Here is a 25886-nt window from a genome sequence, read left to right on the forward strand (position 1 = left end):
GAGCAGCGGACTTTTAATCCGTTGGTCGCAGGTTCGAATCCCGCACGACCCACCAAATATATAGCAATCAGGCCAGTTCGCAAGAACTGGCCTTTTTGTTTTCTCTCGCTTCCCTTGTTTCCCTCTGCTTTAGCGTTTGCCGGTTTTCCCGGGTCTTTCTCGCGGACATGTCTTTGTCGTGGTAAATTTGATAATGATTGTAAGAATCATTCGCATTATAATGGCGAGTTATTCGCCTCTTCCCGACGTCCGCGCCGCCGCGCGCAGGCGCCGGGATCGCATCAAACAGGAAACACAGAGCATGACTACCGTTGTCGAGAAAACCCGCACTCAGGACTTGAAGGCCCGCACCCACGAAACCCACGACGCGCTGGACCAGCGCATCATGGCGAATCAGCCGTTCGCCACCCGTGAAAACTATGCGCGCTTCCTGCTGGCGCAATACCGCTTCCTGCGCGACGCCGACGCGCTGTACGACAATCCCGAGCTGGCCCGCCTGTTCCCGGACCTGGCCGAGCGCCGCCGTTACGACAGCATCGCCGCCGATCTGCGTGATCTGGACCGCCCGCTGCCGGAATTGCGCGAAGCGCCGATCAGCAGCACGCTGGACGTGGCCAGCGCGATGGGTTGGCTCTACGTGGTGGAGGGCTCCAAGCTGGGCGCGGCCATTCTGTACAAGCTGGCCGGCAAACTGGGCCTGGACGAGCATTGCGGCGCCCGCCATCTGGCCGGCCACCCGGACGGCCGCGCCCGCCACTGGCGCGCGTTCACCGTGGCGCTGGACGGTCTGCAGCTGGACGAGGCGGCCGAGCAACGCGTCACCGCCGGCGCGGTGGCCGCTTTCGCCTGCATGAACAGCCATCTGGACCAGGTGTACGCTTGAGTCAGCGTTTGCGGCACCCCGCGGTGCGCTGGCTATACCTGTGCGCCGGCGTGGCGATGCTGGCCTTGGGCGTCATCGGCGCCTTGCTGCCGGTGATGCCGACCACGATTTTTCTGATTTTGGCCTTGGCTTGCTTCAGCAAGTCCTCTCCGCGGCTGGAGCAGCGGCTGCTCGCGCATCCACGTTACGGGCCGGGCCTGCGCCGCTGGCGCGAGCACCGCGTGGTGCCGGTCAAGGCCAAGTGCTTCGCCGCCATGGGCATGGGCGCGGGTTTCGCCGCCTTATTGCTGGCGCGGCCTCCGCACTGGGTGCCGTGGCTGGTGGGGGCGATCGAATTGAGCGTCTTGCTGTACTTGCTGTCGCGGCCTTCGCAGGCGATCGAACCGGCCGGGACGGCCGCGGCGCCCCAGCCGGATTTAGCCAAAACCCCGCCGCCGCGTTAAGCTTGCGCATCGACACCGAAAACGGGAGCTGTGTGATGAGGGTAAACGGAATCGTCGCGGCCTTGGCCGCCCTGGCCTTGCCTGCCTTGGCTGTGGCGCAGACGGCGGACGAACAGTTGCTGGCGGCGCAGATGTACTACCAGCAAGTGCGAGGCGCGCAGCAGAAGGCGGACGCGCGTTTGACGCAGGCCGAGTCCGACAAGCTCAAGGCGGAGCAGCGACTGAGCGAGGCTCAGGCGGGCTTGAGCGGCGCCACGGCGGAACTGGAGGCGGCCAAGTCGGCTCAGGCCGCGGCGGCGCAGACCAGCGAGGCGGCCACCAAGGCCTTGAACGAAGCGTGGCAGCGCAAGGACGGCGGGCAGTAGTTAGCCGCCGCGTAATTGCCGGTAGCGGTTGAGGTCGTTCTGAGTCTTTTGGCGGAAGGCGGCCAGCTCCTGCTGCTTGGCGGCGATTTGCCTGGCCAGTTCGGCTTGCTCCGCCTGCAGCACGTTCAGATTGCGCTGACTGTTTTGCGGAGGGGCTTGTTTGTTGCGGCGGCTTTGCGCAATGTCTTGCTGAATGCCTTGAATTTGCAGCGTCAGGCCGCGAGAGCGCTGTTGCAGCGCGTCCAGCGCGCTTTGCAGCACGGCCTGCTGTTTGGCGCGCTCGGCCTGCAGTTGCTGCAGGTTGGCGTAGCTTTCCACCAGCGCGTTGTCGCGGCGGGTGTTTTCCAATTGCTGGGCGTCGCGTTGTTTTTGAGCGGCCTCGGCGGCTTCGCGCGCCTGGCGGGCGGCGGGGCTTTCCGCCGGTTTGGTGACGGCGCCCTGCTTGGACAGCTCGGCGACGCCCTGCTGCTGGCTTTGCAGCGGCGGGGAGTCGCTGTAATGCACCTTGCCGGATTCGTCCACCCACTTGTAGAGGCCGCCGGCGCAGACGGCGGTTCCCAGTATCAGCAGCGCGAGTCCGGCAAGCGGTTTCATCAGTCGTTGACTCCGTATTGCGCCCGGTAGGCGCGCACCGCGTCCAGGTGCGCCGCCAGTTCCGGGCTGTGTTCCAGGAAGCCGAGCAAATCTTTCAGCGTGGCGATGGCGATGACCGGCAGGCCATGTTGCTGGGCCACTTCCTGCACCGCCGACAATTTGCCGCTGCCGCGTTCCATGCGGTCCAGCGCGATGGCCACCCCGGCCGGTTCGGCGCCGGCGGCGCGGATCAGCTGCACCGATTCGCGCACCGAGGTGCCGGCGGAGATCACATCGTCGATGATCAGGACCTTGCCTTGCAGCGGGGCACCCACCAGGGTGCCGCCTTCGCCGTGGTCCTTGGCTTCCTTGCGGTTGTAGGCGAAGGGCACGTTGCGACCTTGTTCCGCCATCGCCATGCAGGCGCCGGCGGCCAGGATGATGCCTTTATAGGCCGGGCCGAACAACATGTCGAATTGCACGCCGCTTTCCAGTATCGACTTGGCGTAGAAGCGCGACAAGTGCAAAGTGGACAGACCGTCGTTGAACAGGCCGGCGTTGAAGAAGTAGGGAGACTTGCGGCCGGCCTTGGTGATGAACTCGCCAAACTTCAAAACCTGCTTGTCGAGCGCAAAACGAATAAAATCCTGACGGAAATCGCTCATCATTACTCCTTATTAACTGTTAACTGTTTGAACGGCTGAAAAAATTGCCGGCAAGCATATCACGGGAGAGTCCTTTGCTTCGAATCGTTTCCGCCAATCTGAACGGCATCCGCTCCGCCGATAAAAAAGGCTTTTTCGACTGGTTGGCCGGCATAGACGCCGACTTCGTCTGCGTGCAGGAACTAAAGGCCCAGGCCGGCGACCTGTCCGAGCGCATGCGCCAGCCGGACGGGATGACCGGCTATTTCCATTACGCGGAAAAAAAGGGCTATAGCGGCGTAGGCCTGTATACCCGTCATCAACCGGATGCGGTGGTGGAGGGGTTGGGCGTCGACTGGATCGACGCCGAAGGCCGATTCTTGCAACTGGATTTCGGCAATCTCAGCGTGATTTCGCTGTATCTGCCGTCGGGCTCCAGCAGCGATGAACGCCAGCAAGTGAAATTCGATTTTCTCGACGTGTTCATGCCGCATCTGGAAACGCTGCGCGCGGCCGGCCGCGACATCGTGATCTGCGGCGACTGGAACATCGCTCACCACGAGATCGATCTGAAGAACTGGAAAGGCAATCTGAAGAACTCCGGTTTCCTGCCGGAAGAGCGCGCCTGGATGACGGACTTGCTGGGCCGCGTGGGCTGGTGCGACGCCTGGCGCCGCCTGTACCCGGACACGCCGGGCTACACCTGGTGGAGCAACCGCGGCCAGGCTTACGCCAAGGACGTGGGCTGGCGCATCGATTATCACATCGTGACCCCGTCGTTGATGGAGCTGGCGCGCAAGGCCTCGGTATACAAGGACGAGAAGTTTTCCGACCATGCGCCGCTGATCGTCGATTACGAACGGAGCCTGTGATGTTGGACGAGGACGACGTCACCTTGATCACGGTGCCGGGCTGGGGCAATTCCGGCGCTGAGCATTGGCAGACCAGTTGGGAGCGCTGCTACCCCTTGGCGCGCCGGGTGGAGCAGGACGATTGGCTGTACCCGGAGTGCGAGGCCTGGGTGGACGGCATCCGGCGCACGCTGGAGCAGGTGCCGGGCCGCTGGATGCTGGCGGCGCACAGCCTGGGCTGCCATGCGGCTGCGGCCTGGCTGCGGACCTTGTCCTTGCGCGAACAGAAGCGGCTGCAAGGGCTGCTGCTGGTGGCGCCGCCGGCCTTGCCCATCAGCGAGGCGCGGGCGCGCGCCAGCGGCGAGCTGCCGGAGGATTCGCCCTTGCCCGCTTTCGCCGGCTTCAACGCGCCGACGCTGCGCTTGCCGGCGCCGGCTTTGCTGGTGGCCAGCCGCGACGACTTGTTCTGCGACATGGCGGAGGCCGAGGCGATGGCGCAAGCCTGGGGCTGTCCCTTGGTGGACGCCGGCGCGCATGGACACCTGGGCAGCGCCGCGCGCCTTGGGCATTGGCGCTTCGGCCAGGATTTGCTGCAGGAACTGATGCTGGCCTGAGCCTAGCGCGCCACCGGCCGCGCCGGGTCGCTGCACCATTCGCTCCAGGAGCCTGGGTAGAGCCGGCTGCCTTCGAAGCCGGCGTGGCGCAGCGCCAGCAGATTGTGGCAGGCGGTGACGCCGGAGCCGCATTGATGAACGATGGACGCCGGATCGAGGTCGCCGAGCGCCGCTTGCCATTCGGCGCGCAGCTGTTCCGCCGGCTTGAAGCGGTTGTCGGCGTCGACGTTGAGCATGAAGAAGCGGTTGGCCGCGCCGGGAATATGGCCGCCCACCGGATCCAGCGTTTCGCCTTCGCCGCGGAAGCGCTCGGCGGAACGGGCGTCCACCACGGTGAAGGCCGGCTGCTCGATATTGCTCAGCACGGCGGCGGCGTCGACGGTGTCTTCCAGCGCGGGCTTGATCGAGAAACGGCAGGGACGGCGTTCCGCCGTTTGCTGGTCGAGGGCGCGGCCGGTCCGGGTCCAGGCCTGGACGCCGCCGTCCAGCACCGCAACCGCGGAGTGTCCCAGCCAGCGCAGCAGCCACCAAGCGCGGGCCGCGTATTGTCCGGCGGCGTCGTCGTAGGCGACCACCTGGGTGTCCGGAGTGATACCGATCGCGCCGAGGTCCACCGCCAAGCGGCTGCCGTCGGGCAGCGGATGGCGGCCGTTGGCGCCGGTCTTGCTGCCGGAAAGATGGTAATCCAGGTTCAGGTAATGCGCGTTCGGCAGGTGGCCGGCCTCATAGGCGGTCAAGCCATAATCCGCTTGTTCCAGCCGGAAGCGGCAATCCAGAATCACAAGGCGTTCTGCCGGCAGAGCCGCCAGCTGTTCCGCGGAGATCAAGGTTTGGTGCATGGCATTCCTCTTTACTTGATGGATGGCCGAGGGCGGGCGCTTAGCGCAGCCGTCCGGCCTGATAAGGACGCGGGCAGGGCAGCAGCCGGTAGCTGCCGGGCTCCAGGCGCAGGCTGTCCACTTGTTCCGTGCCGTCCGGGCCGCAGCGGCGCAAGGCCAGCCAGTGCCGGCCGTCGGCGTCCACGCTGTCGACCGGCCAGCTCAGGCCGGATTCGGCGAAGAAGCGGTAGCAGGCCAGATCGGCGCCTTCCAGCCCGTCCGGAACCTGGTCCACCTGGATTTGATAGTCCAGCCAGCAATGAGTCTGGGCGGCGGCGAGCTGTCGGCGCAACTGCTCCGCCAGTTGCGGCCAGGCGCGCGGAGCGCTTTGGCGGCGGGCCGCGGCCCAGATCGGGGCGGGAAAATGAGCGTCGTCGGCGAAGCGGGGAATCACGTGCCAGTGTAGGTGGGGCACCATATTGCCGAGGCTGGCCAGGTTGATCTTGTCGGCTTGCATGCAGTGCAGCAGCGCGGCTTCCACGTAGTGGACCCAGTCCAGCAGGTGCAGGCGGTCGCAGGCGGACAGGTCCGTCATTTCCTTGACGTGGGCCTTCCAGATCACGCGGCAGAAACCGGGGTAGCCTTCCTCGTCCACCAGCAGGACTTTGAGATGATCGTCTTCGTGCAATACTTGCCCGACCGGTGCCTGGCACAATTCACAATCCATGATGGCGGCCTTTTGAAATGCGGAAACCTTATTGTAACGGTTGCCGCGGGCTTCGGCTAAAGCCCGGTTCGCTGCTATCATTACAGAAATTATGATTTGAACTATTTATCATGCCTTCTGCCGTATGCCGTCGCCTGTGCGGTGTTCAGGCGCAGCGGCGGGCACAATGGAGAGCTTGATGACGGATATGATGATTATTCTGGCGCTGATTCTGGCCAGCGCCTTTTTCTCGGTGTCGGAAATATCGCTGGCGGCTTCCCGCAAGATCCGCTTGCGTCAGATGATGGACGAGGGCAACGTCAATGCCGGCAAGGTGCTGGCTTTGCAGGAGCATCCGGGACATTTTTTCACCGTGGTGCAGATAGGCGTCAATGCGGTGGCCATCCTGGGCGGCATTGTCGGCGAGGCGGCGTTCACGCCCTTCTTCGCCCGCGTATTGGGGTTTTTTCTGTCCCCGGATCTGGCTCAGAGCCTGGGTTTTCTCTCGTCCTTCCTGCTGGTGACCAGCCTGTTCATCCTGTTCGCCGACTTGACGCCCAAACGTCTGGGCATGGTGGCCGCGGAGACGGTGGCGGTGCGCATTGTGCGGCCCATGCTGTTCATGGTGTTGCTGTTCAAGCCGCTGGTGTGGCTGTTCAATGAATTGTCCGGCCTGCTGCTGCGGCTGGTGGGCATGCCGACCAGCCCGCGCGACGAGATCACCAGCGACGACATCTCGGCGATGATGGACGCCGGCGCGGAAGCCGGCGTGCTGCACCGGCAGGAACATCAGGTGATTGAGAACGTGTTCGAGCTGGAAAGCCGGCTGGTGCCGTCGTCGATGACGCCGCGGGAGAGCATCATCTATTTCACGCTGGACGAAGCGGAGGACAGCATCAAGTCCAAGGTGGCCGAGCAGCCGCATTCCAAGTTCCTGGTCTGCGACAACGGCATCGACAATGTGGTCGGCTACGTCGATTCCAAGGATTTGCTGCGCCGGGTGCTGGCCGGCCGCGCGATCTCCTTGAAGGAGCCCGGCTTGTTGAAGACGGTGCTGCTGATTCCGGACTCCTTGACCTTGTCGGAGTCGCTGGATCAATTCAAGGGCACGCGCGAGGATTTCGCGGTGATCTTGAACGAATACGCTTTTGTCGTCGGCCTGATCACGCTCAATGACGTGATGTCCACGGTGATGGGCGATCTGGTGGGCCAGGGACAGGAGGAGCAAATTGTCAAACGCGACGAGAATTCCTGGCTGGTGGACGGCATCACCCCGGTGGAAGATGTGCTGCGGGTGTTGGAGATCGACGAATTGCCGGACGATCAGAACTACGAAACCGTGGCCGGCTTCATGATGTATATGCTGCGCAAGATTCCGCGCCGCACCGATTGCGTGCAATACGCGGGCTACAAGTTCGAAGTGGTGGACATCGATAATCACAAGATCGATCAGATCCTGGTGACGCGGGTGGCGGCCAAGGAGCCGGCGCCGGTCTGAGAAGGTTTGACTCTGCTCGCGTGGAGAGGCGCGGCGCTGAGACCTTGTACGATCGGTTACATGATTTAACACAGGCCTCACAGACTGCGGCGAGGCGGCTTGCATATGATGAATTCAAGGACGCACCAGGACGGTGCCCTGACAACCGATAAGTCGCAGACTTGGAGAAACATCATGAAAAAGATCACCGCACTGATCCTGGCTTCCGTAATCGGCCTGACTTCCGCCGCCGCCTTCGCCGCCGACGCCTCCGGCCCGGCCGCCAAGGCCGCCGCTCCGGCGCACGCCAAGAAGCATCACGCCAAGAAACACCATCACAAGAAGCACGCCAAGAAAGCGGCTTCCGCTCCGGCCGCGCAGAAAGCCCAGGCCGCCAAGAAGCACGTTAAGAAGCATCACCACAAAAAAGCGCAGGTGAAAAAAGCGGCTTGATTCTGCGGCTACAGGCAGGGTATCGGGAGGAGGCCAAGGCCTCCTCTTTGCGTTTCTGGCCGGTTGCGGCATGCGTTTGGCTTGCGATTGAAAACGTAATGGTTTTGTAGTGGCATGGTTTTGTGAAGCCCATGCTTTTGCTGTGAAGTTTTGTCTCAAATTGCCAACAGGCATTTCTCCTGTGCTTAAGTGGCTTTCTCACTGAAGAAATAGACATCGCCAAGTGCGCTGTTTATCTCCTTTTCTTGGCTATTTGCGCGATAAATTCGCCTAAATTCGCGTAAACCTGAACTTTTCCGCATTTTTGAGCCACAGCTGCGCCCTTGTCGGCGTAAGACAATCCTTTTGACCTGTTTTAACTGTTATTAAGGACAGGTTGGTGAAATTTGGGTTGGCAGCGGTGGAGTGATTGCTCGAATCTGATACCACTGTAATACCACATGTCCGAACTAAAACGCCGGCTTGCGGTGCTGCAGCGGGGACAGCATGACGCTGCCGTGATCACTGACAGAATTGAGGAGGTCCGAATGTCGAAACTTTCGTTGACGTTGTCGGCGCTGTTTGGGGGGGCTGGCTTGTTGTTGAGCAGCGCGGCGGTGTTCGCTGCGCCGGCCTGCAGTGCGTGGAGCAATGCGCAGACCTATAACGGCGGCGATTACGCCTTGTACGCCAACAAGACCTGGCGCGCCAAGTGGTGGACGCAGAACAATCAGCCGGGCGCGGATCAATGGGGGCCGTGGGAAGAGCGGCCTGCCGGCGAATGCACGCCGGGCGGCGGCGATCCCGGCCCCGGACCGGGCACCGGCGTGCCGCCGGAACCGACGCCGACCGTGGGCCGTCATGTCGGCTCTTATTTTGCGCAATGGAGCATTTACGGCCGTAATTACAAGCTGCGCAATCTGGTGGACGCCGGCGGCGACAAGAAGCTGACCTTCCTGAACTACGCCTTCGGCAACGTCTACGCCGACGGCAAGTGCGGCATGGTGACCCGTGCAGAGAACGGCAACGGCGACGGCGGCGACGCTTGGGCCGATTACCAGAAATCCTTCGGCGCCAATGAGTCGGTGGACGGCAAGGCCGATGCCTGGAGCGATCCGCTGCGCGGCAACTTCAATCAGCTGCGCAAGCTGAAGCTGGCCAATCCTTCGCTGAAAGTGCTGATTTCGCTGGGTGGCTGGACCTGGTCGAAGAATTTCGGCAAATTCGCCGCCACCGACGCCGGCCGCAAGACCATGGTCGCGTCCTGCATCGATCTGTACCTGAAAGGCAATCTGCCGGTGGGCGAGAACGCCGGCGGCGCCGGCGCGGCCAAGGGCGTGTTCGACGGCATCGACATCGATTGGGAATACCCGGGCGGCGGCGGTCTGCCGACCAATAGCGTGGATCCCAACGATAAGCAGAACTTCACCTTGCTGATGGCGGAGTTCCGCAGCCAGCTGGACGCGCTGACCGCGCAGAACAAGCGCCGCTACTACCTGACCGCGGCGATTGGCTCCGGCGTCGACAAGATCCGCCAGACCGAGCCGGCCAAGTACGCGGCCTATATGGACTGGATCAATGTGATGACTTACGACTTCAACGGCGGCTGGGACGCCAAGGGGCCGACCAACTTCCAGTCCAATCTGTTCCGCGATCCGGCGGCTCCGGTGACCGGCGACCGCGTCTACTACAACGTCGACGACTCGATCCAGACCCTGGTCAAGGGCGGCGTGCCCAAGGCCAAGCTGAACGTGGGCATCCCGTTCTATGGCCGCGGCTGGGCCGGCGTGGCCGCCGGACCCAAGGCCGATGGTCTGTATCAGGTGGCCACCGGCGCGGGCAAAGGCACTTACGAAGCCGGCATCGAGGACTACAAGGTGCTGAAGAGCCGTTCCGCCAAGCAGTTCGTGCATCCGGTCAGCAAGCAGCTGTGGACTTACGACGGCAACGAGTTCTGGAGCTACGACGACCCCGCCACCATCCGCACCAAGCTGGATTACGTGCGTCAACAGCAGCTGGGCGGGGTGTTCAGCTGGTCCTTGGACGGCGACGACGCTCAGGGCACTTTGCTGAAGACCACCAGCGAAGTCCGTCAGGACGCCGCCGCGGCCAAGAAGAAGGCGGCCGCCAAGGCCTCGGCCGCATCGCCGTTGAAGTAAAACGGAAGCCGCAAAGAAAAACCGCCGGGCGTGCCCGGCGGTTTTTGTTTAGGCCGCGCCGCTTTCCAGTTCGGCGATGTTGCGCACGCGTAGGGGCTTGGGTGTTTCGTCCAGATTGGACCAGACCCAGTTGAAGTGATCGATCACCTGTTCCGCGTTCAGCCGCGGCCGCGGTTTGCAGGTGTGGGCGTCGGCGATCAGGGTGACGGCGTATTCCTGCGACATCGCCGAGCGCAGCGTGCTGTCCACGCAGAACTCGGTGGCGGAACCGGCCAGCCACAGCTCGTCGACATCGCCGCCGCGCAGCAGCTCGGTCAGCGCGGTGCGCTGGAAGCTGTCGCTGAAGCGTTTGTGCACCACGGCGTCGCCATCCTGCCGCGCCAGCGCCGGATGTAGCTGCCAGGCCTCGCTGTCGCGCGCCAGATCGCTGCCGGGACCGCTGTCGTGCTGGATGAAAATCACCGGCATGCCTTGGCGGCGCGCCAGCGCGATGGCGCGGTTGAGATTGGCCAGCACGGCGTCGGCGCGGCCGGCGCGGGGCTGGCCTTCGATCTGACCGTATTGCACGTCGATGACGATGAGCGCTGTGTTGCCCATGGATTGTCCTCCAACCTTAGAACGTGTTTACGATCTTGCGAGCTAAGGCGGAAACGAGCGAAAAAGCGGAATGTACAGGTGGTACATGAGCACTGAGCTTGGTTTCAACGCCCATTTCTATCCATCCCGCCGACGCGCAGCAGATCGTAAACAGGTTCTTACAGCAGCACGCGTTCGATGCCGCCATCGCGTGCCTGGTCCACATACTGTTTCAACCAGTTCGGCCCCAGCACATGCTTGGCGATTTCCACCACGATGTAGTCGGCCTCGGTGCCGGTGTCCGGGCCGTAGCGCGACAAGCCTTGCAGGCAGGACGGGCAGGAGGTCAGGATCTTCACCGGCTGGGCAGGCTTGGCGCCGCCGGTCAGCGCCTGCAGGTTCTTGTTGATTTCCTCTTCCTTGCGCGAGCGCACCTGGGTGGCGATGTCCGGCCGGCTGGCGGCGAAGGTGCCGGATTCGCCGCAGCAGCGGTCCGACAGCGCCACGCCGCCGCCCAAGAGCTCGTTGACCACCTTCATCGGCTGATAGGCCTTCATCGGCGTGTGGCAGGGGTCGTGATACAGGTATTGCTGGCCGCCGACGCCGTCCAGCTTGACGCCCTTCTCCATCAGGTATTCATGGATGTCGATGATGCGGCAGCCGGGGAAGATGTCTTCGAAGCGGTATTGCGACAATTGGTCGTAGCAGGTGCCGCAGCTGACCACCACGGTCTTGATGTCCAGGTAGTTCAGCGTGGTGGCCACGCGGTGGAACAGCACCCGGTTCTCGGTGGTGATGGCGTCGCCCTTGTCCTGATAGCCGGCGCTGGTCTGCGGATAGCCGCAGCACAGATAGCCGGGCGGCAGCACGGTCTGCGCGCCGACATGCCACAGCATGGCCTGGGTGGCGAGGCCGACCTGGCTGAACAGGCGCTCCGAGCCGCAGCCGGGGAAGTAGAACACCGCTTCCGCGTCTTCCGACAACTTGGGGTTGCGGATGATGGGCACGATGCTGGCGTCTTCCACGTCCAGCAGCGCGCGCGCGGTTTTCTTGGGCAGGCCGCCGGGCATGGGCTTGTTGATGAAGTGGATCACCTGCTCCTTGACCGGGGCCTTGCCGACGGTGGCCGGCGGCTGCCGGGTCTGGGAGCCTATCAGTCCCAGGCGCTTGCCCACCGCGTTGCCCAGCCGCTGCGCCTTGTAGGCGACGCCGACCAGGCCGGTGCGCAAGGCCTTGATGGTGGCCGGGTCCTTGGCGGTGAGAAAGGCCATGCCGACCGCGGTGCCGGGATTGAAGCTCTTGTTGCCGGTCTTGCGCAGGAAGTTGCGCATCGCCACCGAAACATCGCCGAAGTCGATCTTGACCGGGCAGGGTTTGACGCAGCGGTGGCAGACCGTGCAATGGTCGGCGACGTCGGACAATTCCTCGAAATGCTTGAGGCTGACGCCGCGGCGGGTCTGCTCTTCGTAGAGGAAGGCCTCGGTCAGTAGGCCGACGCCGAGGATCTTGTTGCGCGGCGAGTACAGCAGATTGGCGCGCGGCACATGGGTGGAGCACACCGGCTTGCACTTGCCGCAGCGCAGGCAGTCCTTGATTGAGTCGCTGATCGCGCCGATGTCGGATTGTTCCAGGATCAGCGACTCCGCGCCCAGCAAGGAGAAGGACGGCGTATAGGCCATGGCCAGGTCGGCGCCGGGCAGCAGCTTGCCGCGGTTGAAGTGGCCGTTGGGGTCCACTTGCTGCTTGTAGGCGCGGAAGGGGGCGATTTCTTCTTCGCTGAGGAATTCCAGCTTGGTGATGCCGATGCCGTGCTCGCCGGAGATCACGCCGCCCAGCGCGCGCGCCAGCGCCATGATGCGCTCCACCGCCTTGTGCGCGGTCTGCAGCATCTCGTAATCGTCGGAGTTGACCGGCAGGTTGGTGTGAACGTTGCCGTCGCCGGCGTGCATGTGCAGCGCGACGAAGACGCGGCTGCGCAGCACTTTTTGCTGGATGGCGCGGATGGCGGCCAGGATGGGGCCGTCGGTGTTGCCGGAGAACAGCTGCTCCAGCTCGGCCTGCATCTCGCGCTTCCAGCTGACGCGCACGATCAGGTCGCGCAGCGCGTGGAACACGGTGTCCGGAGCGGCGGCGGCGTCTTCCAGCGGCGCGTGCGGCCAGCGTTCGCGGTATTCGTGAAAGGGTCGGTCAAGGTGTTCCAACAGCCATTGCCAGCGGTCGCGGGTGATGGCGAGCTGGGACAGCGCCGAGGCGCGGCGGTCGCCGATTAGTTCTTCCGACGGCAGATTGGTGTCCAGCTTGTCCACCGGCAGCCGGCCGTGGAAATATTCGGTCAGGGTGTCGAGCAGGCGCAGCTTGTTCTGGATCGACAGTTCGATATTGATGCGTTCGATGCCGTCGCTGTAATCGCCTAGCCGCGGCAGCGGGATCACCACGTCTTCATTGATCTTGAAGGCGTTGGTGTGTTTGGCGATGGCGGCGGTGCGGCTGCGGTCCAGCCAGAAGCGCTTGCGCGTTTCTGGGGTGATGGCGATGAAGCCTTCGCCGTGACGCGCGTTGGCCAGCCGCACCACCTGGCTGGCGGCTTCCGCCGCCGCGTCCTCGTGGTCCGACACCAGATCGGCGATCAGCACCATCTTGGGCCGGCCCTTGCTCTTGGCCTTGGTCACATAGGACACCGCGCGCACATAGCGCCAGTCCAGGTGTTCTAGGCCGGCCAGCTGCACGCCGGCGGCGAGGCCGGCGCCGCCGGGTTTGAACAGGTCGGTGATTTCGACGATGGCCGGCGTGGCCTCGGCCACGGTGCCGAAGAATTCCAGACAGACGGTGCGGATGTGCTTGGGCATGCGGTGCAGCACGAAGCGGGCGCTGGTGATGATGCCGTCGCAGCCTTCCTTCTGCACGCCGGGCAGGCCGGCCAGGAATTTGTCGGTGACGTCCTTGCCCAGGCCCACTTTGCGGAAGGCGCTGCCGGGGATGTCCAGCTGACGGCTGGACACCACGGTCTGGCCATCGTCCTTGAGTTGGCTGACGCGGAAGCGGGCGACGTCGACGTCGTGGATCTTGCCGTAGTTGTGGCCCAGGCGTTCGATGAACTGCCATTGGCCGTCCGCATCCACCATTTTCCAGCTGGCGAGGTTGTCCAGCGTGGTGCCCCACAGCACCGCCTTCTTGCCGCCGGCGTTCATCGCGATATTGCCGCCGATACAGGAGGCCTCGGCCGAGGTGGGGTCCACGGCGAACACCAGGCCGGCCGCCGCCGCGGCCTCGGCGACGCGGGCGGTGACCACGCCGGCGCCGCATTGTATGGTGGCGCGGGGGCCGTCCAGGCCGGGCAGTTCCACCTGTTCGACGCCGAGATGGCGGTCCAGCTTCTCGGTGTTGATCACCGCGCTCATGCGGTCCAGCGGCACCGCGCCGCCGGTGTAGCCGGTGCCGCCGCCGCGCGGAATGATGGTCAGGCCCAGCTCGATACAGGCGCGCACTAGCGGCGCGATTTCGGCCTCGCCGTCCGGGCTGAGCACCACGAAGGGGTATTCGACGCGCCAGTCGGTGGCGTCGGTGACGTGGGCGACGCGGGACAGGCCGTCGAACTGGATATTGTCGCGGCGGGTGAGCCGGGACAGCTTCTTCAGAATCTTGGCGCGCAGTTCGCGGGTATCCTCGAATTGCTCGGCGAAGCGCTCGACGGCGGCGCGGGCCGCCGTCAGCATCTTGCCCACCTTGTCGTTGCCTTCGCGGCGTTTTTCCACTTCGGCCAGCCGGTGGCGCATCGCGTCCACCAAGGCGGCCAGCCGCTTGGGATTGTCCAGCAGGTCGTCGACCAGATAGGGGTTGCGGTCCACCACCCAGATATCGCCCAAGACCTCGAACAGCATGCGGGCGGAGCGGCCGGTCTTGCGTTCGGCGCGCAGTTCTTCCAGCAGCTTCCACATCGGCGCGCCCAGCAGGCGGATGAAGATTTCGCGGTCGGAATACGAGGTGTAGTTGTACGGGATCTCCCGCACACGGGCTTGGGTGGTGGTGGTCATTGTCCGTGCAGCTGTCATTATTGGAAAAACGTCCACCAGTGTAGCCCAATTGTTGCGTTGCGAAAAACCCGTATTCACTAGGGATTTCCCTCTTTACTTCAAGATATTGGCGCGAATTGTATATTGTTGGGCAAGGTGGGCCGGGGGCAGAGCGCGCCGGTCTTGCCGGTCTGGCCGCGCAGGGGAGGGAATGGTGCGCGCTATTCCATAGGCGGGGCGAAAACTGCTGGTTTTATGCTTTTTATGGGTAAACTGAAGCTCGAACGCGTTGCGCTGATCGGGATGGCGCGGCCACGACGGGAATGGAGAACAGGATGATGTGGAAGAAGTGGGCGATGGCTTTGTTATTGGCGGCGTCGCTGAGCGGCTGCGGTTACAACGCGATGCAGACTCAGGACGAGGCGGCCAACGCGGCCTGGTCCGAGGTGATCAATCAATACCAGCGGCGCGCGGATCTGATTCCCAATCTGGTCAAGACGGTGCAAGGCTACGCCAAGCATGAAAAAGAGGTGCTGACTCAAGTCACCGCCGCGCGGGCGCGGGTGGGCAGCATCCAGATGGATGCGTCGATGGCGACGGACGAGAAAAAGCTCAATGATTTCGCCGCTGCGCAGAATCAGCTGGGCTCGGCCTTGTCCCGCTTGCTGGTGGTGTCGGAAAACTATCCGCAGTTGAAGGCGGATCAATCCTTCCGCGATCTGCAGGCGCAGCTGGAGGGCACCGAGAACCGCATCGCCTTGGCGCGCAAGCGTTATATCGATTCGGTGCAGGCGTACAACAGCACGGTGCGGACCTTTCCCAATAATCTGACCGCGATGATGTTCAGCCTGAAGACCCGGCCGAATTTCACCGTGGAGAACGAGAAGACCATTTCCACCGCGCCGCAGGTCAGCTTCGGCGAGCCGGAGGCGAGCAAATAAGATGAGGGCGCTATGGCGTTGCTTGGGCATCGCGTTGCTGCTGTGCGCGCAGCTGGCGCGGGCGGAACTGGCGGTGCCGCCGCCCAGTTCGCCGGTGGTGGATCTGGCCGGTTTTTTATCGGCGGACGAGCGCGGGCAATTGGAACGGCAATTGCTGAGCTTTCATCAGCGCAAAGGCAGTCAGCTGGCGGTCTTGATCGTGCCGTCGGTGGAGCCGGAAACGCCTTTTGACTACGGCACCCGGGTGATGGACGCCTGGAAGCTGGGGCGCAAGGGGGTGGACGACGGCGTGCTGCTGCTGATCGTGGCGGATCAGCACAAGACCCAGTTGTTGGTGGGCCGCGGCCTGGAGGGCGCGATTCCCGACATCTACGCCAAGCGCATTCTGCAGGACACGCTGAGGCCTCTGTTCAAGCAGGGTTTGCGCTTTCAGGGCATTCAAGCGGCGGCGTCGCAGCTGGAAGGTCTGATCGACGGCGAAAAGCTGCCCCCGCCGACGCGGACTCAGCAGCAGGGTTGGGAAGACAGTTGGCCGGCGCTGGCGTTCGCGGTCTTGTTCGGCGCCGGCGTCGTCAGCCGCCTGTTCGGACGCTTGATCGGCAGCCTCATCATGGGCGGCCTGGGCGTCGCCGCGGCCTTGCTGCTGGGCGCAGGCGTCGTGTTCGCCTTGCTGGCCGGGGCGGTGGCGGCGCTCCTGTGCCTGGTGATCGGCGCCCACGGCTTGTCGTTCGGCGGCGGCGGCGGCGGGAGTTGGCGCGGCGGAAGCAGCGGCGGCCGCGGAGGCGGCTGGTCCGGCGGCGGCGGGGGATTTGGCGGCGGCGGCGCTTCGGGAGATTGGTGATGTGGAAATCATGGCATAGAGCGCTGCGTCATCTGGCCAGCACCGGCTATTTGGCGCGACGGCGTTTTCCCGCCGCGGAACTGGCGCGTTTGCAGCAAGGCATCGCGGCTTCGGAACGCGAACACGCCGGTCAGCTGCGCTTTGTGGTGGAGTCGGCGCTGGATTGGCGCGACGCCTGGCGCGGCATGAGCGCTCGAGAACGGGCGCTGGAGTGGTTCGGCCTGCTGAGGGTATGGGACACCGAGGAGAACACCGGTGTGCTGGTGTATGTGTTGCTGGCGGAGCGCCGCATTGAAATCGTCGCCGATCGCGGCATAGACCGGCGGGTGCCGTCGCGGGCCTGGGAGGAGATTTGCGCCGAAGTCGGACGCGCGATGGCGGAAGGCAAGCGAGTGGCCGGCCTGGAGGCCGGCTTGTGGCGGATACACGCTTTGTTGATCGAGCATGCGCCGCTCCGAGGCGGGCCCAGCGTCAACGAGTTGCCGGACGAGGTGATCGTCCGCTGAGTCAGTTCGCGGCGGAGGCGGCCAGTTGCGCCGCCAGCTGCACGGCCTCGAACAGACTGCCCGGGTGGGCCTGACCGCTGCCGGCCAGATCCAGCGCGGTGCCGTGGTCGACCGAGGTACGGACGATGGGCAGGCCCAGGGTGATGTTGATGCCGGCGCCGAAGCTGGCGTGCTTGAGCACCGGCAAGCCTTGATCGTGATACATTGCCAGCACCGCGTCGCAGCGCCGCAGCTTGTCGGGGTTGAACAGGGTGTCGGCCGGCAAGGGGCCGATCAGGTCCATGCCCTCGCCGCGCAGCCGCGCCAGCAGCGGTTCGATGACCTCGATTTCCTCGCGCCCCAGATGGCCGCTTTCGCCCGCGTGCGGATTCAGGCCCGCCACCAGCACGCGCGGCGCGGCGATGCCGAACTTGGCGCGCAGATCCCCGTGCAGGATGCGGATGACCTGCTCCAGGCTGTCCGCGGTGATGGCGTCGGCGACGTCCCGCAGCGGCAGATGGGTGGTGGCCAGCGCCACGCGCATGCCGCCGCCGGCCAACATCATCACCACCTTGGGCGTGTGCGTGCGTTCGGCCAGGTATTCGGTGTGGCCGGAGAAGGCGACGCCGCCGTCGTTGATGACGCCCTTGTGCACCGGCGCGGTCACCATGGCGGCGAACTCGCCGCTAAGGCAGCCGTCGATGGCGCGGTCCAGCGTCGCCAGCACATAGCCGGCGTTGGCCGGGTCCAGCCGGCCGGGAGCGGCCGGAACCGCCAGCGGCACATGGCAAACTTCCAGCCCCTGCGCCGGCGCGGGCGTGTCCGGCGCGTAATCGCGCAGCGCGAGCGAGAGGCCCAGCTGCCGCGCGCGCGCGGCCAGCAAGGTCTTGTCGCCGATCAGCACGCAGCGCGCGCCGACGCCGGCCTCCGTCAGCCGCAGCGCCAGATCCGGCCCCACGCCGGCCGGTTCTCCGGTGGTGACGGCCAATACGGGGAGGCTCATCTTACTTCTCGTCCAGCCGTTCTTCGACGAAGGCGGAGTCGCGCAGCTGGCGCACCCAGTCGGCGTACGCCTGTTCGATCTTGCGGGAGCGGATCTGTTGTTTGACCGCCAGCCGCTCGCGGTCGCCGGACACGTCTTGATTGCGCTTGCCTTCCACCAGGATCAAATGCCAGCCGAAGGGCGTGCGCACCGCCGGCGACAATTGGCCGATAGGCAGTTGCGTCATCGCGCTCTCAAAATCCGGCACCAGATCGCCCAGATTGACCCAGCCCAGATCGCCGCCCTTGGCGTTGCTGCCGTCTTCGGAGTAGAGCTTGGCCATGTCGGCGAACTTGGCGCCGCGCTGGATGCGGTCGCGCACCTGTTCGATGCGGGTTTTGGCGTCGTTGGCCGACACCGCCTCGTTGGTGCGGATCAGAATGTGGCGCACATGGTATTGCTCCACCATCATCGGCGCGCCGCTGTCGCGTTTGTCCTGCAACTGGAAGATGAAGAAGCCTTGCTGGGTGCGGATCACATTGGTGTGCTGGCCGGTTTTCAGCTGTTCCAGCATCTGCACGAACTCAACCGGCAGCGACACCGCGCTGCGCCAGCCCATGTCGCCGCCTTTCAGCGCATTGGGAGCGTCGGAGTAGCTGGCCGATACCTTGGCGAAGGCTTGGCCGGCCTCCAGCTCCGTCAGCGCTTTCTCGGCCTTCTTCGACAGCGCGTCGATCTGCTTGGCGTCGGCGCGTTCCGGCACGTTGATCAGGATGCTGGCCAGGTGGTATTCGGCGCGGTTGCCGCTCTGCGCGCTTTTCAGTACCTGATCGACTTCGGTCTCGTTGACGTTGACCTTGGCGGCGACTTCGCTGTCGCGCAGGCGCGCGATGGTCAGTTCCTTGCGCACTTCGGCGCGCAGTTTGTCGAAGGCCAGGCCTTCCTTGGCCAGCTGGGCTTTCAGGCCGGCCACGTCCATCTTGTTCTGCTTGGCCAGATTGGCCACCGCCTGATCCACCGCGGCGTCGTCGATGCGCAGGCCGCCGCTGGCGGCGTACTGCAGCTGAACCTCCTCGGTGATCATCTGTTCCAGCATCTGTTTTTCCAGCACGGCGCGCGCCGGTGGCGTCACTTTCTGCGCTTGCAGCTGTTTGATGGCTTCGTCGACGCGGGATTGCAGATCCAGCCAGGTGATCACGTTCTTGTTGACCACCGCGACGATGCGGTCCACTTCTTTGACCGGGGCGGCGGGAGCGGCGACGGCGCCTTGCAGGGCGCCGGCCAGCAGCAGGGCGAGCAGAGTCTGTTTCATGATCATCGCTTATAAATCGTTAGTCTTGCTATAGCCGGGAATCGCCAGCTTCAGCGTGTTGAGCGGATTGTTGCCGAAGCCGCCAAGGCCCTTGAATTCCAGCTGGAAATATATGGCGTTCTTGGTGGTGGTCAGGTCGCTGACATAGCGCTGACCGACCAGGCGCGCCGACCAGCAACCGTCGTTGTACTCGAATCCGGCCAGTTGTTCCAGCGGCTTGCGGTCGGCCAGCGAGTAGTTGTAGCGGCCCAGCGCATACCATTTCTTGGCGATAGGCCATTGAGCGCCGATGTCGACCTGGCGCAAGGGGCCGTACAAGGTGGAGTTGTCCCGCTGCTCGTAGCGGCCGTAGCGATAGCGCGCGCTGAGCACCTTGCCGGGGGCCGGATTGTAGCGCAGCTGAGTGTTGTAGCGTTCGGTAGTTTTCAGCGCCTCGTTCCACTCATAGGAGCTGTCCAAGCGCCAGCCCTGGGCCAAATCGCCGCTGGCGCCCAGCAGCAGATTGGAGCCGCTGACGGTGCGTTGTTGCGGCACACCGGCCAGGGAGATGTCGTCCTGATTGAAATAATAGCGCTTGCCCACGGTCAGCCGGATCCGTTCCAGGCCGTTTTCCTGGCTGACCAGGCGGCTGGTCAGCGCTGTGGTCAGCTGATTGGCGCCGTTGACGCGGTCGGAGCCGGAGAAGCGGTTTTCGGTGAACAACTGCGCAAAATTGAAATCGTTTTCCGAGGTGTCGAAGTTGGGTAGATTGTTCTGATTGCGGGTCGGGATATTGACGTAGAACAGGCGCGGTTCCAGCGTCAGCAGATGATCCTGGCCCAGGAACTGGGTATCGCGGTCGAAGTAGAGACCAGCGTCAGTGCTGAAGATGGGCAGGCTGCGCGACACCGAACGGGCTTGCTGACCGGGCAGCGCGTCCAGATTGTATTCGGTCAGATGCAGGCCAAGCTTGGGACGCAAAAAGCCCCAACTCTTGTCTAGGCTCCACGTCAGGCTGGGATAGGCGACCAGGCGGTTGCCGGTTTGCTTCGTCGGGTGGGAGAAGCGGGCCAGCTCGCTTTGTAGATTGGCGCTGAAGCCCTGCGGCAATTGCTGGCTGGCGTTAAAAGTCAGCTGTGGCAGCCGCGCATAGGGGATGTCGTCTGCAGAGGGTTTTTCCAGCAGGGTCTGGTAGCGCTGAGCGCGCAAGGTGGCGTTGGCCGAGCCGCCCTGCCAGCCGAAGCCGTAGCTGAGCCAGGCCTCGCGCACCAGGTTGACGTTGGTGGCGATGCTGAGACGGTCGCCGAAATCCTTGAAATAGTTGGGGTCCGAAACGTAGTTGGCGTTGTAGCCGAAAGTCAGGCCCGGCGCCAGCGTCTGGCCATGGGTCGCATACCAGGCGTAGCGGTTCTTGTCGGTGACCTTGTCCTTGGGCAATTGCTCGGTGTAGATCGAGCCGGCGTAATTGGGCTGCAGATAGCGGAATTCCGCGCCCAGCATGGTGCCGTGCTTATCGTTGAAATGCGGGGTGATGGTCGCGTCGTAGTTGGGCGCGATGTTCCAGTAATAGGGCAGCGCGATTTCGGAGCCGTTGCTGCCGGTCTTGAAGGTGGGCGGCAGGAAACCGCTCTTGCGGTTGCCGTTGAGCGGGAAGTCCATCCACGGGGTGTACAGGATGGGTACGCCGTAGAAGTTCAGCCGCGCGTTGCGGGCGACGCCGACGCCGTTGTTGTAGTCGAGGTCCAGCAGCGAGGAGTTCAGATACCAGGAGTCGTCGCCGGGTTCGCAGCTATTGATGCGGCTGTTGTAGACCCGGTACTCGTTCTGGCCGCGGAAATCCACTTGCTGGCCGTCGCCGCGCATCGGCACCGTGCTCATCGGACGGGTGGCGGCCGGCGCGCCCTTGGCGGCGGGCGCCGGCTTGCCCATGGCGAACACGGGGTTCATGCCGGTGCCGCTGTAGTTGGCGACGTTGTAATCCAGCGTGGTGCCGGTGACCACGTCGACGCCGCGCGTCATCTTGAAGCGGTCGCCGGCCTTGACCCGGTCCTTGTTCTGGTAATAGTCCAGCCAGTCGGACTCCAGTTTCTGGTCGTCGCGGGTGACCACCACATTGCCGCGGGCTTTCAGCTCCACATTCATCTCGCCGTCCATATCGTCGGCGGTGACGTGGGTCTGGCCTTCGGCCTTGGGCGGGGTGGGCAGGGCGATAGGGGCGTCTTCATCGGCCAGCGCCAGCGCCGGCTGTAGTGAGAACGCGGCCGCCAGCGCCAGGGCCAGCGGATTGGGTTTGATTCTGGGCATGCACAAAGCCATATCTAAGGGGCGGCGGGGCAGTATAAAATCAGCCAATTCTATCAGCACCAAGACGAAGCGACATGCATAGACAGGAACTCATCAAAAAATGGCTGGCGGATTTGTACCCGGGACAGGACATCGGGCTTGAATTCGCCGCCGCGGATGCCGACTTCCGGCGCTACTTCCGTGCGACCTGGCCGGACGGCGCGAGTTGCATCGTGATGGACGCGCCGCCGGAAAAAATGAGCACCGACGCCTATGTGCAAGTGCGCGACGTTTTCGCCATGGTCAATGTTCCCAAGCTGCTGGCGCGGGATAGAGAGCAGGGTCTGCTGCTGCTGGAGGACCTGGGCCGGGTCACCTATCTGGCCGCCTTGGAGCATGATGGGCGCGAACAGGTGCGGCGCCATCTATTGCTGGAGGCGCTGGACACCCTGGTGGAGATCCAGTCCGCCAGTCTGCCGGGAGTGTTGCCGGAATACGACGAAGCGCTGCTGACGCGAGAGTTGAACCTGTTTCCGGAGTGGTTCTGTGCCAAGGAGTTGGGCCGGCCGCTGGATTTCGCGCAACGCCAGCTGTGGGACGTCGGGGTCAAGGCCTTGCTGCCGGTGTTGCTGGCCCAGTCCAAGGTGTTCGTGCACAGGGATTTCATCGTGCGCAACCTGATGCTGACGCCGGGCAAGCCCGGGGTGTTGGATTTCCAGGATGCGGTGTACGGCCCGGTCAGCTACGACATCGTCAGCCTGCTGCGCGATGCCTTCATCGAGTGGGACGAGCCCTTCGTGCTCGATATCGCGATCCGCTACTGGGAAAAGGCGCGCGCCGCCGGCCTGCCGGTGCCGGCCGAATTCGACGTCTTCTACCGCGATTTCGAATGGATGGGCGTGCAGCGCCACCTGAAAGTGGCCGGCATCTTCGCGCGTCTGTTCCATCGCGACGGCAAGGACAAGTACCGCGCCGAGATTCCGCGTTTCATCAAGTATCTGAAACGGACCACCCGCCGTTACCAGGAACTGGCGCCGCTCTATCAGCTGTTGCTGCAGTTGGTGGGCAAGGACCAGACCGATGACGAGCTGCAATCGACCTACCCGGCCTTGAGCTACAAGGGATGAGCATGCCGATAGCCATGATTCTGGCGGCCGGCCGCGGCGAGCGGATGCGGCCGCTGACCGACCATGCGCCCAAGCCCTTGCTGGAGGTGGGCGGCAAGCCCCTGATCGTCTGGCAGATCGAGCGCCTGGTGGCGGCCGGTTTCGCCGACATCGTGATCAATCACGCCTGGCTTGGCGCGCAGATAGAACAGGTGCTGGGAGACGGCGGCCGCTTTGGCGCGCGCATCGCCTATTCCGCCGAGGGCGAGCCCCTGGAAACCGCAGGCGGCATCGCCAAGGCCTTGCCCAGCTTGCGGGCGGGACGGGAGCGCGCTTTTCTGTGCGTGGCGGCGGACATTTATACCGATTACGACTACGCAAGCCTGCTGCCGCGGCTGGACGCGCTGGAGGGGCTTGAGGAACCGGGCATGCACCTGGTGATGACGGACAATCCGGTTTTCCACGCGGGCGGGGATTTCGCCTTGGAGCCGGACGGCGGCCTGCGCGCCGACGGCGAGCGCAAGCTGACCTTCTCCAGCATCGGCCTTTACGATACCCGCATGTTCGCCGGCCTTTCCGCAGGCCGCTTCGCGCCGATGCGTCCGTTTTACGACGCCGCGATCGCGGCCGGACGGGCCAGCGGCGAGTATTTCAACGGCGTCTGGCACAATGTGGGCACGCCGCAGCAATTGCGGCAGTTGGATGCGCAATTGCGCGCCGTCCCGGGCTGAGGCGATGTCGGCTCAGCTTCTTCCCGGCGCGCGCCGCATCCTCGGCATCGACCCCGGCAGCCGCATCACCGGCTTCGGGGTGATCGATCTGGTCGGCCAGCAACGCCATTACGTGGCCTCCGGCTGCATCCGCACGCCGCCGGGCGCGCCTTTGAGCGATCGCATCCGCGTGATCGTCGACGGCCTGTTCGGCGTGATCGATACCTACCAACCACAGGCGGCGGCGATCGAGCAAGTGTTCGTCAACGTCAATCCGGCGGCCACGCTGATGCTGGGTCAGGCGCGCGGCGCCTGCATCAGCGCGCTGGTGTTGCGGGACCTGCCGGTGGCGGAATACACCGCGCTGCAGGTCAAGCAGTCCGTCGCCGGTCACGGCAAGGCCGCCAAGGAGCAGGTGCAGCACATGGTGGTGCGGATGCTTAATTTGTCCGGCACGCCCCAGGCCGACGCCGCCGACGCGCTGGCGGTGGCCTTGGCGCACGCCAATCTCAGCGCCGGCGCCTTGGGCCAGCTGGCGCAGAGCGGCCTGAAAATTCGCGGCGGCCGGCTGGTCTAGCCGACGCGCCTGTAATCGCTTGAAGAAAGAACCGGAACATGATTGGACGCCTGAGCGGCAATCTCATCGAAAAACTGCCCCCGCAAGTGGTGCTGGACGTCAACGGGGTCGGCTATGAAGTCGATGTGCCGATGACCACTTTTTATCAATTGCCGGCCTTGGGTCAGAAAACCACGCTGTTCACCCATCTGGTGGTGCGGGAAGACGCCCATCTGCTGTTCGGCTTCGCCAGCAAGGAGGATCGCCAGACCTTCCGGCAACTGGTCAAGGTGACCGGCATCGGCGCCAAGATCGCCCTGGCCATCCTGTCCGGCATGACCACCGATGAACTGGCGGTGGCGGTGGCCAGCGAAGACATCAAGCGCTTGTCCGCGGTGCCGGGCATAGGCAAGAAGACCGCCGAGCGCCTGGTGCTGGAGCTGCGCGGCAAATTGGCCACCGGCAGCACGCTGACCGCGCCGGGGGGCCTGGCTTTCGCCGCCACGCCGGATGAGAAGGGCGACATCGTCAACGCGCTGCTGGCCTTGGGTTACAACGAGAAGGAGGCCGCGGCCGCCACCAAGGGTCTGCCGGCCGAGGTGACGGTGAGCGAGGGCGTGCGTCTCGCCCTGAAGAGCCTGATGAAGTTCTGAAAACGCGAGCCGGCTCTTAAAGCCGGCGGCGCTTTGCCTATAGTGGGGAGTGCCGTGCGCTGGGCATGGCGATGAATCCGGCATGGCCGGGAGGCGTACCCACCGTGAAAACAGGACTGGCGCGAGCATGTCTGTTGCTGGCGGCCTGCTGGGCCGGCGGCGCTCATGGCGGCGTGTCGTGTCCGCAGCGGCCGATCCGTTTCGCTTTTTACGAGATCGGCCAGTTCTACAGCGCCGGCCGCGGCTTGGATCGAGACGTGGCGGAGGAATTGCGGCGGCGCAGCGGTTGCGAGTTCGAGTTCGTGGTGATGCCGCGGGCTCGCATCTGGCAGGAACTGGAGGCCGGCTCGCTGGATATGACCGGTTCCGCGATCGAGACCCCGGAACGTAGCAAAATCTATTGGTTTTTCAACTACATCCAGCTGCGTCAGTACGCGATTTTATCGATAGACGTGCCCGACTCCATCCGCTCGATGGAGTCCTTCATCCAGGATGCTCCGTCCAGCCGCTGGGCCATCGTGCGCAGTTACAGCACCAGCCGTTATTTCGATCCCTTGGTCTTGCAATTGGGCGTGCAGCGCCGTTTGGTGGAAGTGGCGGAGGAGGATGTCCTGTTCCGCATGCTGGACCAGCGTCGCGTTGCGGGCATTTTCTCCACGCCCATGGTGTATCGGCAGAAAATCAGACAACACGGTTTGGAAGACAGGGTGAAAGTGGCGGACTGGGAGAAGGACGACGCGCCCAGCCCGCGCAGCCTGGTGTTGACCAAGCGGGCTTTCCCCGACAGCGAAGCCAGAGCCTGGTGCCAGTTGGTTGACGGCATGAACCGCGACGGCACCATGCTGCGTCTGATCAACCGCTATATGAGCAGGGACGAAGCCGCTGCAGCGGTGTGGGCCGGCGGAAAACGATAGCGCCCGCGAATAAAAAAGGCCGCCCAGAAGGGCGGCGAATGGAGGCGGGCACACTTGCGTGCGTTCCTTGGGACGACTCCGGGTAAAGCGAGGGTCGGCGCTGCTGTACTTAGGGCAAGCGAGCCAGACGGGCAGCGCGCCGACGAACTAGAGGGGTTTAGCCTGCGGCTTTGAGGGTGACGTTGGTGCGAACCGCGGTCACGCCCGGCACGCGGGAGGCTTCTTCGGCTACGCGGCGCAGCGCTTCTTCGCTGGGCGCGGTGCCGCTCAGGGTGACTTCGCCCGCCTTCACGCTGGTCTGGATATTGGCGCCAACCTGGGCTGCGGCTTTGGTCACGGCTTCCTGCACCGCCTGATTCAGGCCGGCGGCGGCGCTCGGCGCGGCTTCGGCGATCAGGGCTTCAGCCGCGCTGGCGTCGCCTTTGGCGGCGGTGGCGCGTTGAGCTTGTTCGGCCGGGGCGCTGGCGTCGCTCTTGGCGGCGGTGGCGCGTTGAGCTTGTTCGGCCGGGGCGCTGGCGTCGCCCTTGGCGGCGGTGGCGCGTTGAGCTTGTTCAGCCGGGGCGCTGGCGTCGC

Annotated in this window: 26 protein-coding genes; 16 read left to right on the top strand and 10 right to left on the bottom strand. The window is 64.1% G+C overall.

The features are described 5' to 3' along the window. Positions 1–301 precede the first annotated feature (301 nt). The 3 genes from ACODSD_RS23315 to ACODSD_RS23325 are packed head-to-tail and all read left to right on the top strand — an operon-like array spanning position 302 to position 1691. A complete protein-coding gene (locus ACODSD_RS23315; protein ID WP_488878453.1) occupies positions 302–883 on the top strand; it encodes a biliverdin-producing heme oxygenase in 582 nt (193 codons plus the stop codon). Further along, positions 880–1326, top strand: coding sequence for a YbaN family protein (locus ACODSD_RS23320; RefSeq protein WP_199225783.1), 447 nt, complete (start codon positions 880–882; stop codon positions 1324–1326). The genes ACODSD_RS23315 and ACODSD_RS23320 overlap by 4 nt, the downstream gene beginning before the upstream one ends. Positions 1327–1361: 35 nt before the next feature. Then, positions 1362–1691: a hypothetical protein gene (locus ACODSD_RS23325; RefSeq protein WP_227106531.1), complete on the top strand. Its 330-nt coding sequence runs from the start codon at positions 1362–1364 to the stop codon at positions 1689–1691. Here the strand turns inward: ACODSD_RS23325 and ACODSD_RS23330 are convergent, their stop codons facing one another. Together ACODSD_RS23330 and pyrE are read right to left on the bottom strand one after the other, a co-directional pair. Beyond that, positions 1692–2285 (bottom strand): DUF4124 domain-containing protein, encoded by a 594-nt coding sequence (locus ACODSD_RS23330; RefSeq protein ID WP_227106533.1) that lies wholly within the window; start codon positions 2283–2285, stop codon positions 1692–1694. After that, positions 2285–2929, bottom strand: coding sequence for an orotate phosphoribosyltransferase (gene pyrE / locus ACODSD_RS23335; RefSeq protein WP_488878454.1), 645 nt, complete (start codon positions 2927–2929; stop codon positions 2285–2287). The genes ACODSD_RS23330 and pyrE overlap by 1 nt, the downstream gene beginning before the upstream one ends. A gap of 74 nt (positions 2930–3003) precedes the next feature. Here pyrE and ACODSD_RS23340 point away from each other — a divergent pair, with 74 nt between their 5' ends. Together ACODSD_RS23340 and ACODSD_RS23345 are read left to right on the top strand one after the other, a co-directional pair. Continuing rightward, the gene (locus tag ACODSD_RS23340; RefSeq protein WP_488878455.1) at positions 3004–3780 is read left to right on the top strand and encodes an exodeoxyribonuclease III; all 777 of its coding nucleotides are present in this window, start codon (positions 3004–3006) and stop codon (positions 3778–3780) included. Beyond that, positions 3780–4373, top strand: coding sequence for an RBBP9/YdeN family alpha/beta hydrolase (locus tag ACODSD_RS23345; protein ID WP_488878456.1), 594 nt, complete (start codon positions 3780–3782; stop codon positions 4371–4373). The genes ACODSD_RS23340 and ACODSD_RS23345 overlap by 1 nt, the downstream gene beginning before the upstream one ends. A gap of 2 nt (positions 4374–4375) precedes the next feature. Here ACODSD_RS23345 and ACODSD_RS23350 read toward each other — a convergent pair whose 3' ends face one another. Together ACODSD_RS23350 and ACODSD_RS23355 are read right to left on the bottom strand one after the other, a co-directional pair. Next, on the bottom strand, positions 4376–5212 hold the full coding sequence (locus tag ACODSD_RS23350; RefSeq protein WP_488878457.1) for a sulfurtransferase: 837 nt from the start codon (positions 5210–5212) through the stop codon (positions 4376–4378). 40 nt (positions 5213–5252) lie between these two features. After that, positions 5253–5918 carry an HIT family protein gene (locus ACODSD_RS23355; protein WP_488878458.1) on the bottom strand — a complete coding sequence of 222 codons (666 nt, stop codon included), beginning with the start codon at positions 5916–5918 and terminating at the stop codon, positions 5253–5255. A 178-nt stretch (positions 5919–6096) separates the two neighbouring features. On the opposite strand from ACODSD_RS23355, the gene paeA reads away from it, so the two are divergent. The 3 genes from paeA to ACODSD_RS23370 all read left to right on the top strand — a co-directional run bounded on the left by paeA (position 6097) and on the right by ACODSD_RS23370 (position 9965). Further along, complete coding sequence (paeA, locus tag ACODSD_RS23360) at positions 6097–7395, top strand: polyamine export protein PaeA (RefSeq protein ID WP_227106541.1); 1299 nt, start codon at positions 6097–6099, stop codon at positions 7393–7395. Between the two features lie 174 nt (positions 7396–7569). After that, the gene (locus ACODSD_RS23365; RefSeq protein WP_107797890.1) at positions 7570–7827 is read left to right on the top strand and encodes an acid-shock protein; all 258 of its coding nucleotides are present in this window, start codon (positions 7570–7572) and stop codon (positions 7825–7827) included. 527 nt (positions 7828–8354) lie between these two features. Further along, entirely contained in the window at positions 8355–9965 is a 1611-nt protein-coding gene (locus ACODSD_RS23370; RefSeq protein WP_319792915.1) for a glycosyl hydrolase family 18 protein, read from the top strand. Between the two features lie 48 nt (positions 9966–10013). Here ACODSD_RS23370 and ACODSD_RS23375 read toward each other — a convergent pair whose 3' ends face one another. Together ACODSD_RS23375 and ACODSD_RS23380 are read right to left on the bottom strand one after the other, a co-directional pair. Further along, on the bottom strand, positions 10014–10562 hold the full coding sequence (locus ACODSD_RS23375) for a cysteine hydrolase family protein (RefSeq protein ID WP_488878459.1): 549 nt from the start codon (positions 10560–10562) through the stop codon (positions 10014–10016). Positions 10563–10720: 158 nt separating this feature from the next. Then, positions 10721–14572, bottom strand: coding sequence for a DUF3683 domain-containing protein (locus ACODSD_RS23380; protein WP_488878460.1), 3852 nt, complete (start codon positions 14570–14572; stop codon positions 10721–10723). 317 nt (positions 14573–14889) lie between these two features. Between ACODSD_RS23380 and ACODSD_RS23385 the strand changes: the two genes are divergently transcribed. From ACODSD_RS23385 to ACODSD_RS23395, 3 genes are read left to right on the top strand one after another with little or no spacing between them, the layout of a single operon-like run. Continuing rightward, positions 14890–15492, top strand: a complete 603-nt coding sequence (locus tag ACODSD_RS23385) for a LemA family protein (protein WP_488878467.1) — start codon at positions 14890–14892, stop codon at positions 15490–15492. A gap of 1 nt (position 15493) precedes the next feature. Further along, the gene (locus tag ACODSD_RS23390) at positions 15494–16333 is read left to right on the top strand and encodes a TPM domain-containing protein (RefSeq protein WP_488878461.1); all 840 of its coding nucleotides are present in this window, start codon (positions 15494–15496) and stop codon (positions 16331–16333) included. After that, a complete protein-coding gene (locus ACODSD_RS23395; protein ID WP_227106546.1) occupies positions 16333–16839 on the top strand; it encodes a TPM domain-containing protein in 507 nt (168 codons plus the stop codon). Before ACODSD_RS23390 ends, ACODSD_RS23395 begins: the two co-directional genes overlap by 1 nt. A gap of 1 nt (position 16840) precedes the next feature. Here the strand turns inward: ACODSD_RS23395 and pdxA are convergent, their stop codons facing one another. The 3 genes from pdxA to ACODSD_RS23410 are packed head-to-tail and all read right to left on the bottom strand — an operon-like array spanning position 16841 to position 21395. Next, positions 16841–17821 (bottom strand): 4-hydroxythreonine-4-phosphate dehydrogenase PdxA, encoded by a 981-nt coding sequence (pdxA, locus tag ACODSD_RS23400; RefSeq protein WP_488878462.1) that lies wholly within the window; start codon positions 17819–17821, stop codon positions 16841–16843. Position 17822: 1 nt separating this feature from the next. After that, entirely contained in the window at positions 17823–19112 is a 1290-nt protein-coding gene (locus ACODSD_RS23405) for a peptidylprolyl isomerase (RefSeq protein ID WP_253313484.1), read from the bottom strand. A 9-nt stretch (positions 19113–19121) separates the two neighbouring features. Then, entirely contained in the window at positions 19122–21395 is a 2274-nt protein-coding gene (locus ACODSD_RS23410; protein ID WP_488878463.1) for an LPS-assembly protein LptD, read from the bottom strand. Positions 21396–21469: 74 nt separating this feature from the next. Here ACODSD_RS23410 and amgK point away from each other — a divergent pair, with 74 nt between their 5' ends. The 5 genes from amgK (at position 21470) to ACODSD_RS23435 (ending at position 25313) form a co-directional block, all read left to right on the top strand. Next, a complete protein-coding gene (gene amgK, locus ACODSD_RS23415) occupies positions 21470–22501 on the top strand; it encodes an N-acetylmuramate/N-acetylglucosamine kinase AmgK (RefSeq protein WP_488878464.1) in 1032 nt (343 codons plus the stop codon). 2 nt (positions 22502–22503) lie between these two features. Beyond that, on the top strand, positions 22504–23211 hold the full coding sequence (gene murU / locus ACODSD_RS23420) for an N-acetylmuramate alpha-1-phosphate uridylyltransferase MurU (protein ID WP_227106551.1): 708 nt from the start codon (positions 22504–22506) through the stop codon (positions 23209–23211). Positions 23212–23215: 4 nt separating this feature from the next. Then, a complete protein-coding gene (gene ruvC / locus ACODSD_RS23425; RefSeq protein WP_227106553.1) occupies positions 23216–23767 on the top strand; it encodes a crossover junction endodeoxyribonuclease RuvC in 552 nt (183 codons plus the stop codon). A 38-nt stretch (positions 23768–23805) separates the two neighbouring features. Next, entirely contained in the window at positions 23806–24399 is a 594-nt protein-coding gene (gene ruvA / locus ACODSD_RS23430; RefSeq protein WP_107797902.1) for a Holliday junction branch migration protein RuvA, read from the top strand. A gap of 104 nt (positions 24400–24503) precedes the next feature. Further along, positions 24504–25313 carry a substrate-binding periplasmic protein gene (locus ACODSD_RS23435; RefSeq protein WP_488878465.1) on the top strand — a complete coding sequence of 270 codons (810 nt, stop codon included), beginning with the start codon at positions 24504–24506 and terminating at the stop codon, positions 25311–25313. Between the two features lie 157 nt (positions 25314–25470). Here ACODSD_RS23435 and ACODSD_RS23440 read toward each other — a convergent pair. Beyond that, positions 25471–25886 (bottom strand): BON domain-containing protein (locus ACODSD_RS23440; RefSeq protein WP_488878466.1); only part of this gene is annotated, 416 nt, incomplete at its 5' end.

The sequence above is a fragment of the Chromobacterium sp. FG22 genome (assembly GCF_057809415.1).

What these genes read in the sequence shown, in the direction of transcription:
- ACODSD_RS23315 (WP_488878453.1), top strand. Translation starts at nt 302, where the DNA reads ATGACTACCGTTGTCGAGAAAACCCGCACTCAGGACTTGAAGGCCCGC.
- ACODSD_RS23325 (WP_227106531.1), top strand. Translation starts at nt 1,362, where the DNA reads ATGAGGGTAAACGGAATCGTCGCGGCCTTGGCCGCCCTGGCCTTGCCT.
- ACODSD_RS23330 (WP_227106533.1), bottom strand. Translation starts at nt 2,285, where the DNA reads ATGAAACCGCTTGCCGGACTCGCGCTGCTGATACTGGGAACCGCCGTC.
- pyrE (WP_488878454.1), bottom strand. Translation starts at nt 2,929, where the DNA reads ATGAGCGATTTCCGTCAGGATTTTATTCGTTTTGCGCTCGACAAGCAG.
- ACODSD_RS23345 (WP_488878456.1), top strand. Translation starts at nt 3,780, where the DNA reads ATGTTGGACGAGGACGACGTCACCTTGATCACGGTGCCGGGCTGGGGC.
- ACODSD_RS23350 (WP_488878457.1), bottom strand. Translation starts at nt 5,212, where the DNA reads ATGCACCAAACCTTGATCTCCGCGGAACAGCTGGCGGCTCTGCCGGCA.
- ACODSD_RS23355 (WP_488878458.1), bottom strand. Translation starts at nt 5,918, where the DNA reads ATGGATTGTGAATTGTGCCAGGCACCGGTCGGGCAAGTATTGCACGAA.
- paeA (WP_227106541.1), top strand. Translation starts at nt 6,097, where the DNA reads ATGACGGATATGATGATTATTCTGGCGCTGATTCTGGCCAGCGCCTTT.
- ACODSD_RS23365 (WP_107797890.1), top strand. Translation starts at nt 7,570, where the DNA reads ATGAAAAAGATCACCGCACTGATCCTGGCTTCCGTAATCGGCCTGACT.
- ACODSD_RS23370 (WP_319792915.1), top strand. Translation starts at nt 8,355, where the DNA reads ATGTCGAAACTTTCGTTGACGTTGTCGGCGCTGTTTGGGGGGGCTGGC.
- ACODSD_RS23375 (WP_488878459.1), bottom strand. Translation starts at nt 10,562, where the DNA reads ATGGGCAACACAGCGCTCATCGTCATCGACGTGCAATACGGTCAGATC.
- ACODSD_RS23380 (WP_488878460.1), bottom strand. Translation starts at nt 14,572, where the DNA reads ATGACCACCACCACCCAAGCCCGTGTGCGGGAGATCCCGTACAACTAC.
- ACODSD_RS23385 (WP_488878467.1), top strand. Translation starts at nt 14,890, where the DNA reads ATGTGGAAGAAGTGGGCGATGGCTTTGTTATTGGCGGCGTCGCTGAGC.
- ACODSD_RS23390 (WP_488878461.1), top strand. Translation starts at nt 15,494, where the DNA reads ATGAGGGCGCTATGGCGTTGCTTGGGCATCGCGTTGCTGCTGTGCGCG.
- ACODSD_RS23395 (WP_227106546.1), top strand. Translation starts at nt 16,333, where the DNA reads ATGTGGAAATCATGGCATAGAGCGCTGCGTCATCTGGCCAGCACCGGC.
- pdxA (WP_488878462.1), bottom strand. Translation starts at nt 17,821, where the DNA reads ATGAGCCTCCCCGTATTGGCCGTCACCACCGGAGAACCGGCCGGCGTG.
- ACODSD_RS23405 (WP_253313484.1), bottom strand. Translation starts at nt 19,112, where the DNA reads ATGAAACAGACTCTGCTCGCCCTGCTGCTGGCCGGCGCCCTGCAAGGC.
- ACODSD_RS23410 (WP_488878463.1), bottom strand. Translation starts at nt 21,395, where the DNA reads ATGCCCAGAATCAAACCCAATCCGCTGGCCCTGGCGCTGGCGGCCGCG.
- amgK (WP_488878464.1), top strand. Translation starts at nt 21,470, where the DNA reads ATGCATAGACAGGAACTCATCAAAAAATGGCTGGCGGATTTGTACCCG.
- murU (WP_227106551.1), top strand. Translation starts at nt 22,504, where the DNA reads ATGCCGATAGCCATGATTCTGGCGGCCGGCCGCGGCGAGCGGATGCGG.
- ruvC (WP_227106553.1), top strand. Translation starts at nt 23,216, where the DNA reads ATGTCGGCTCAGCTTCTTCCCGGCGCGCGCCGCATCCTCGGCATCGAC.
- ruvA (WP_107797902.1), top strand. Translation starts at nt 23,806, where the DNA reads ATGATTGGACGCCTGAGCGGCAATCTCATCGAAAAACTGCCCCCGCAA.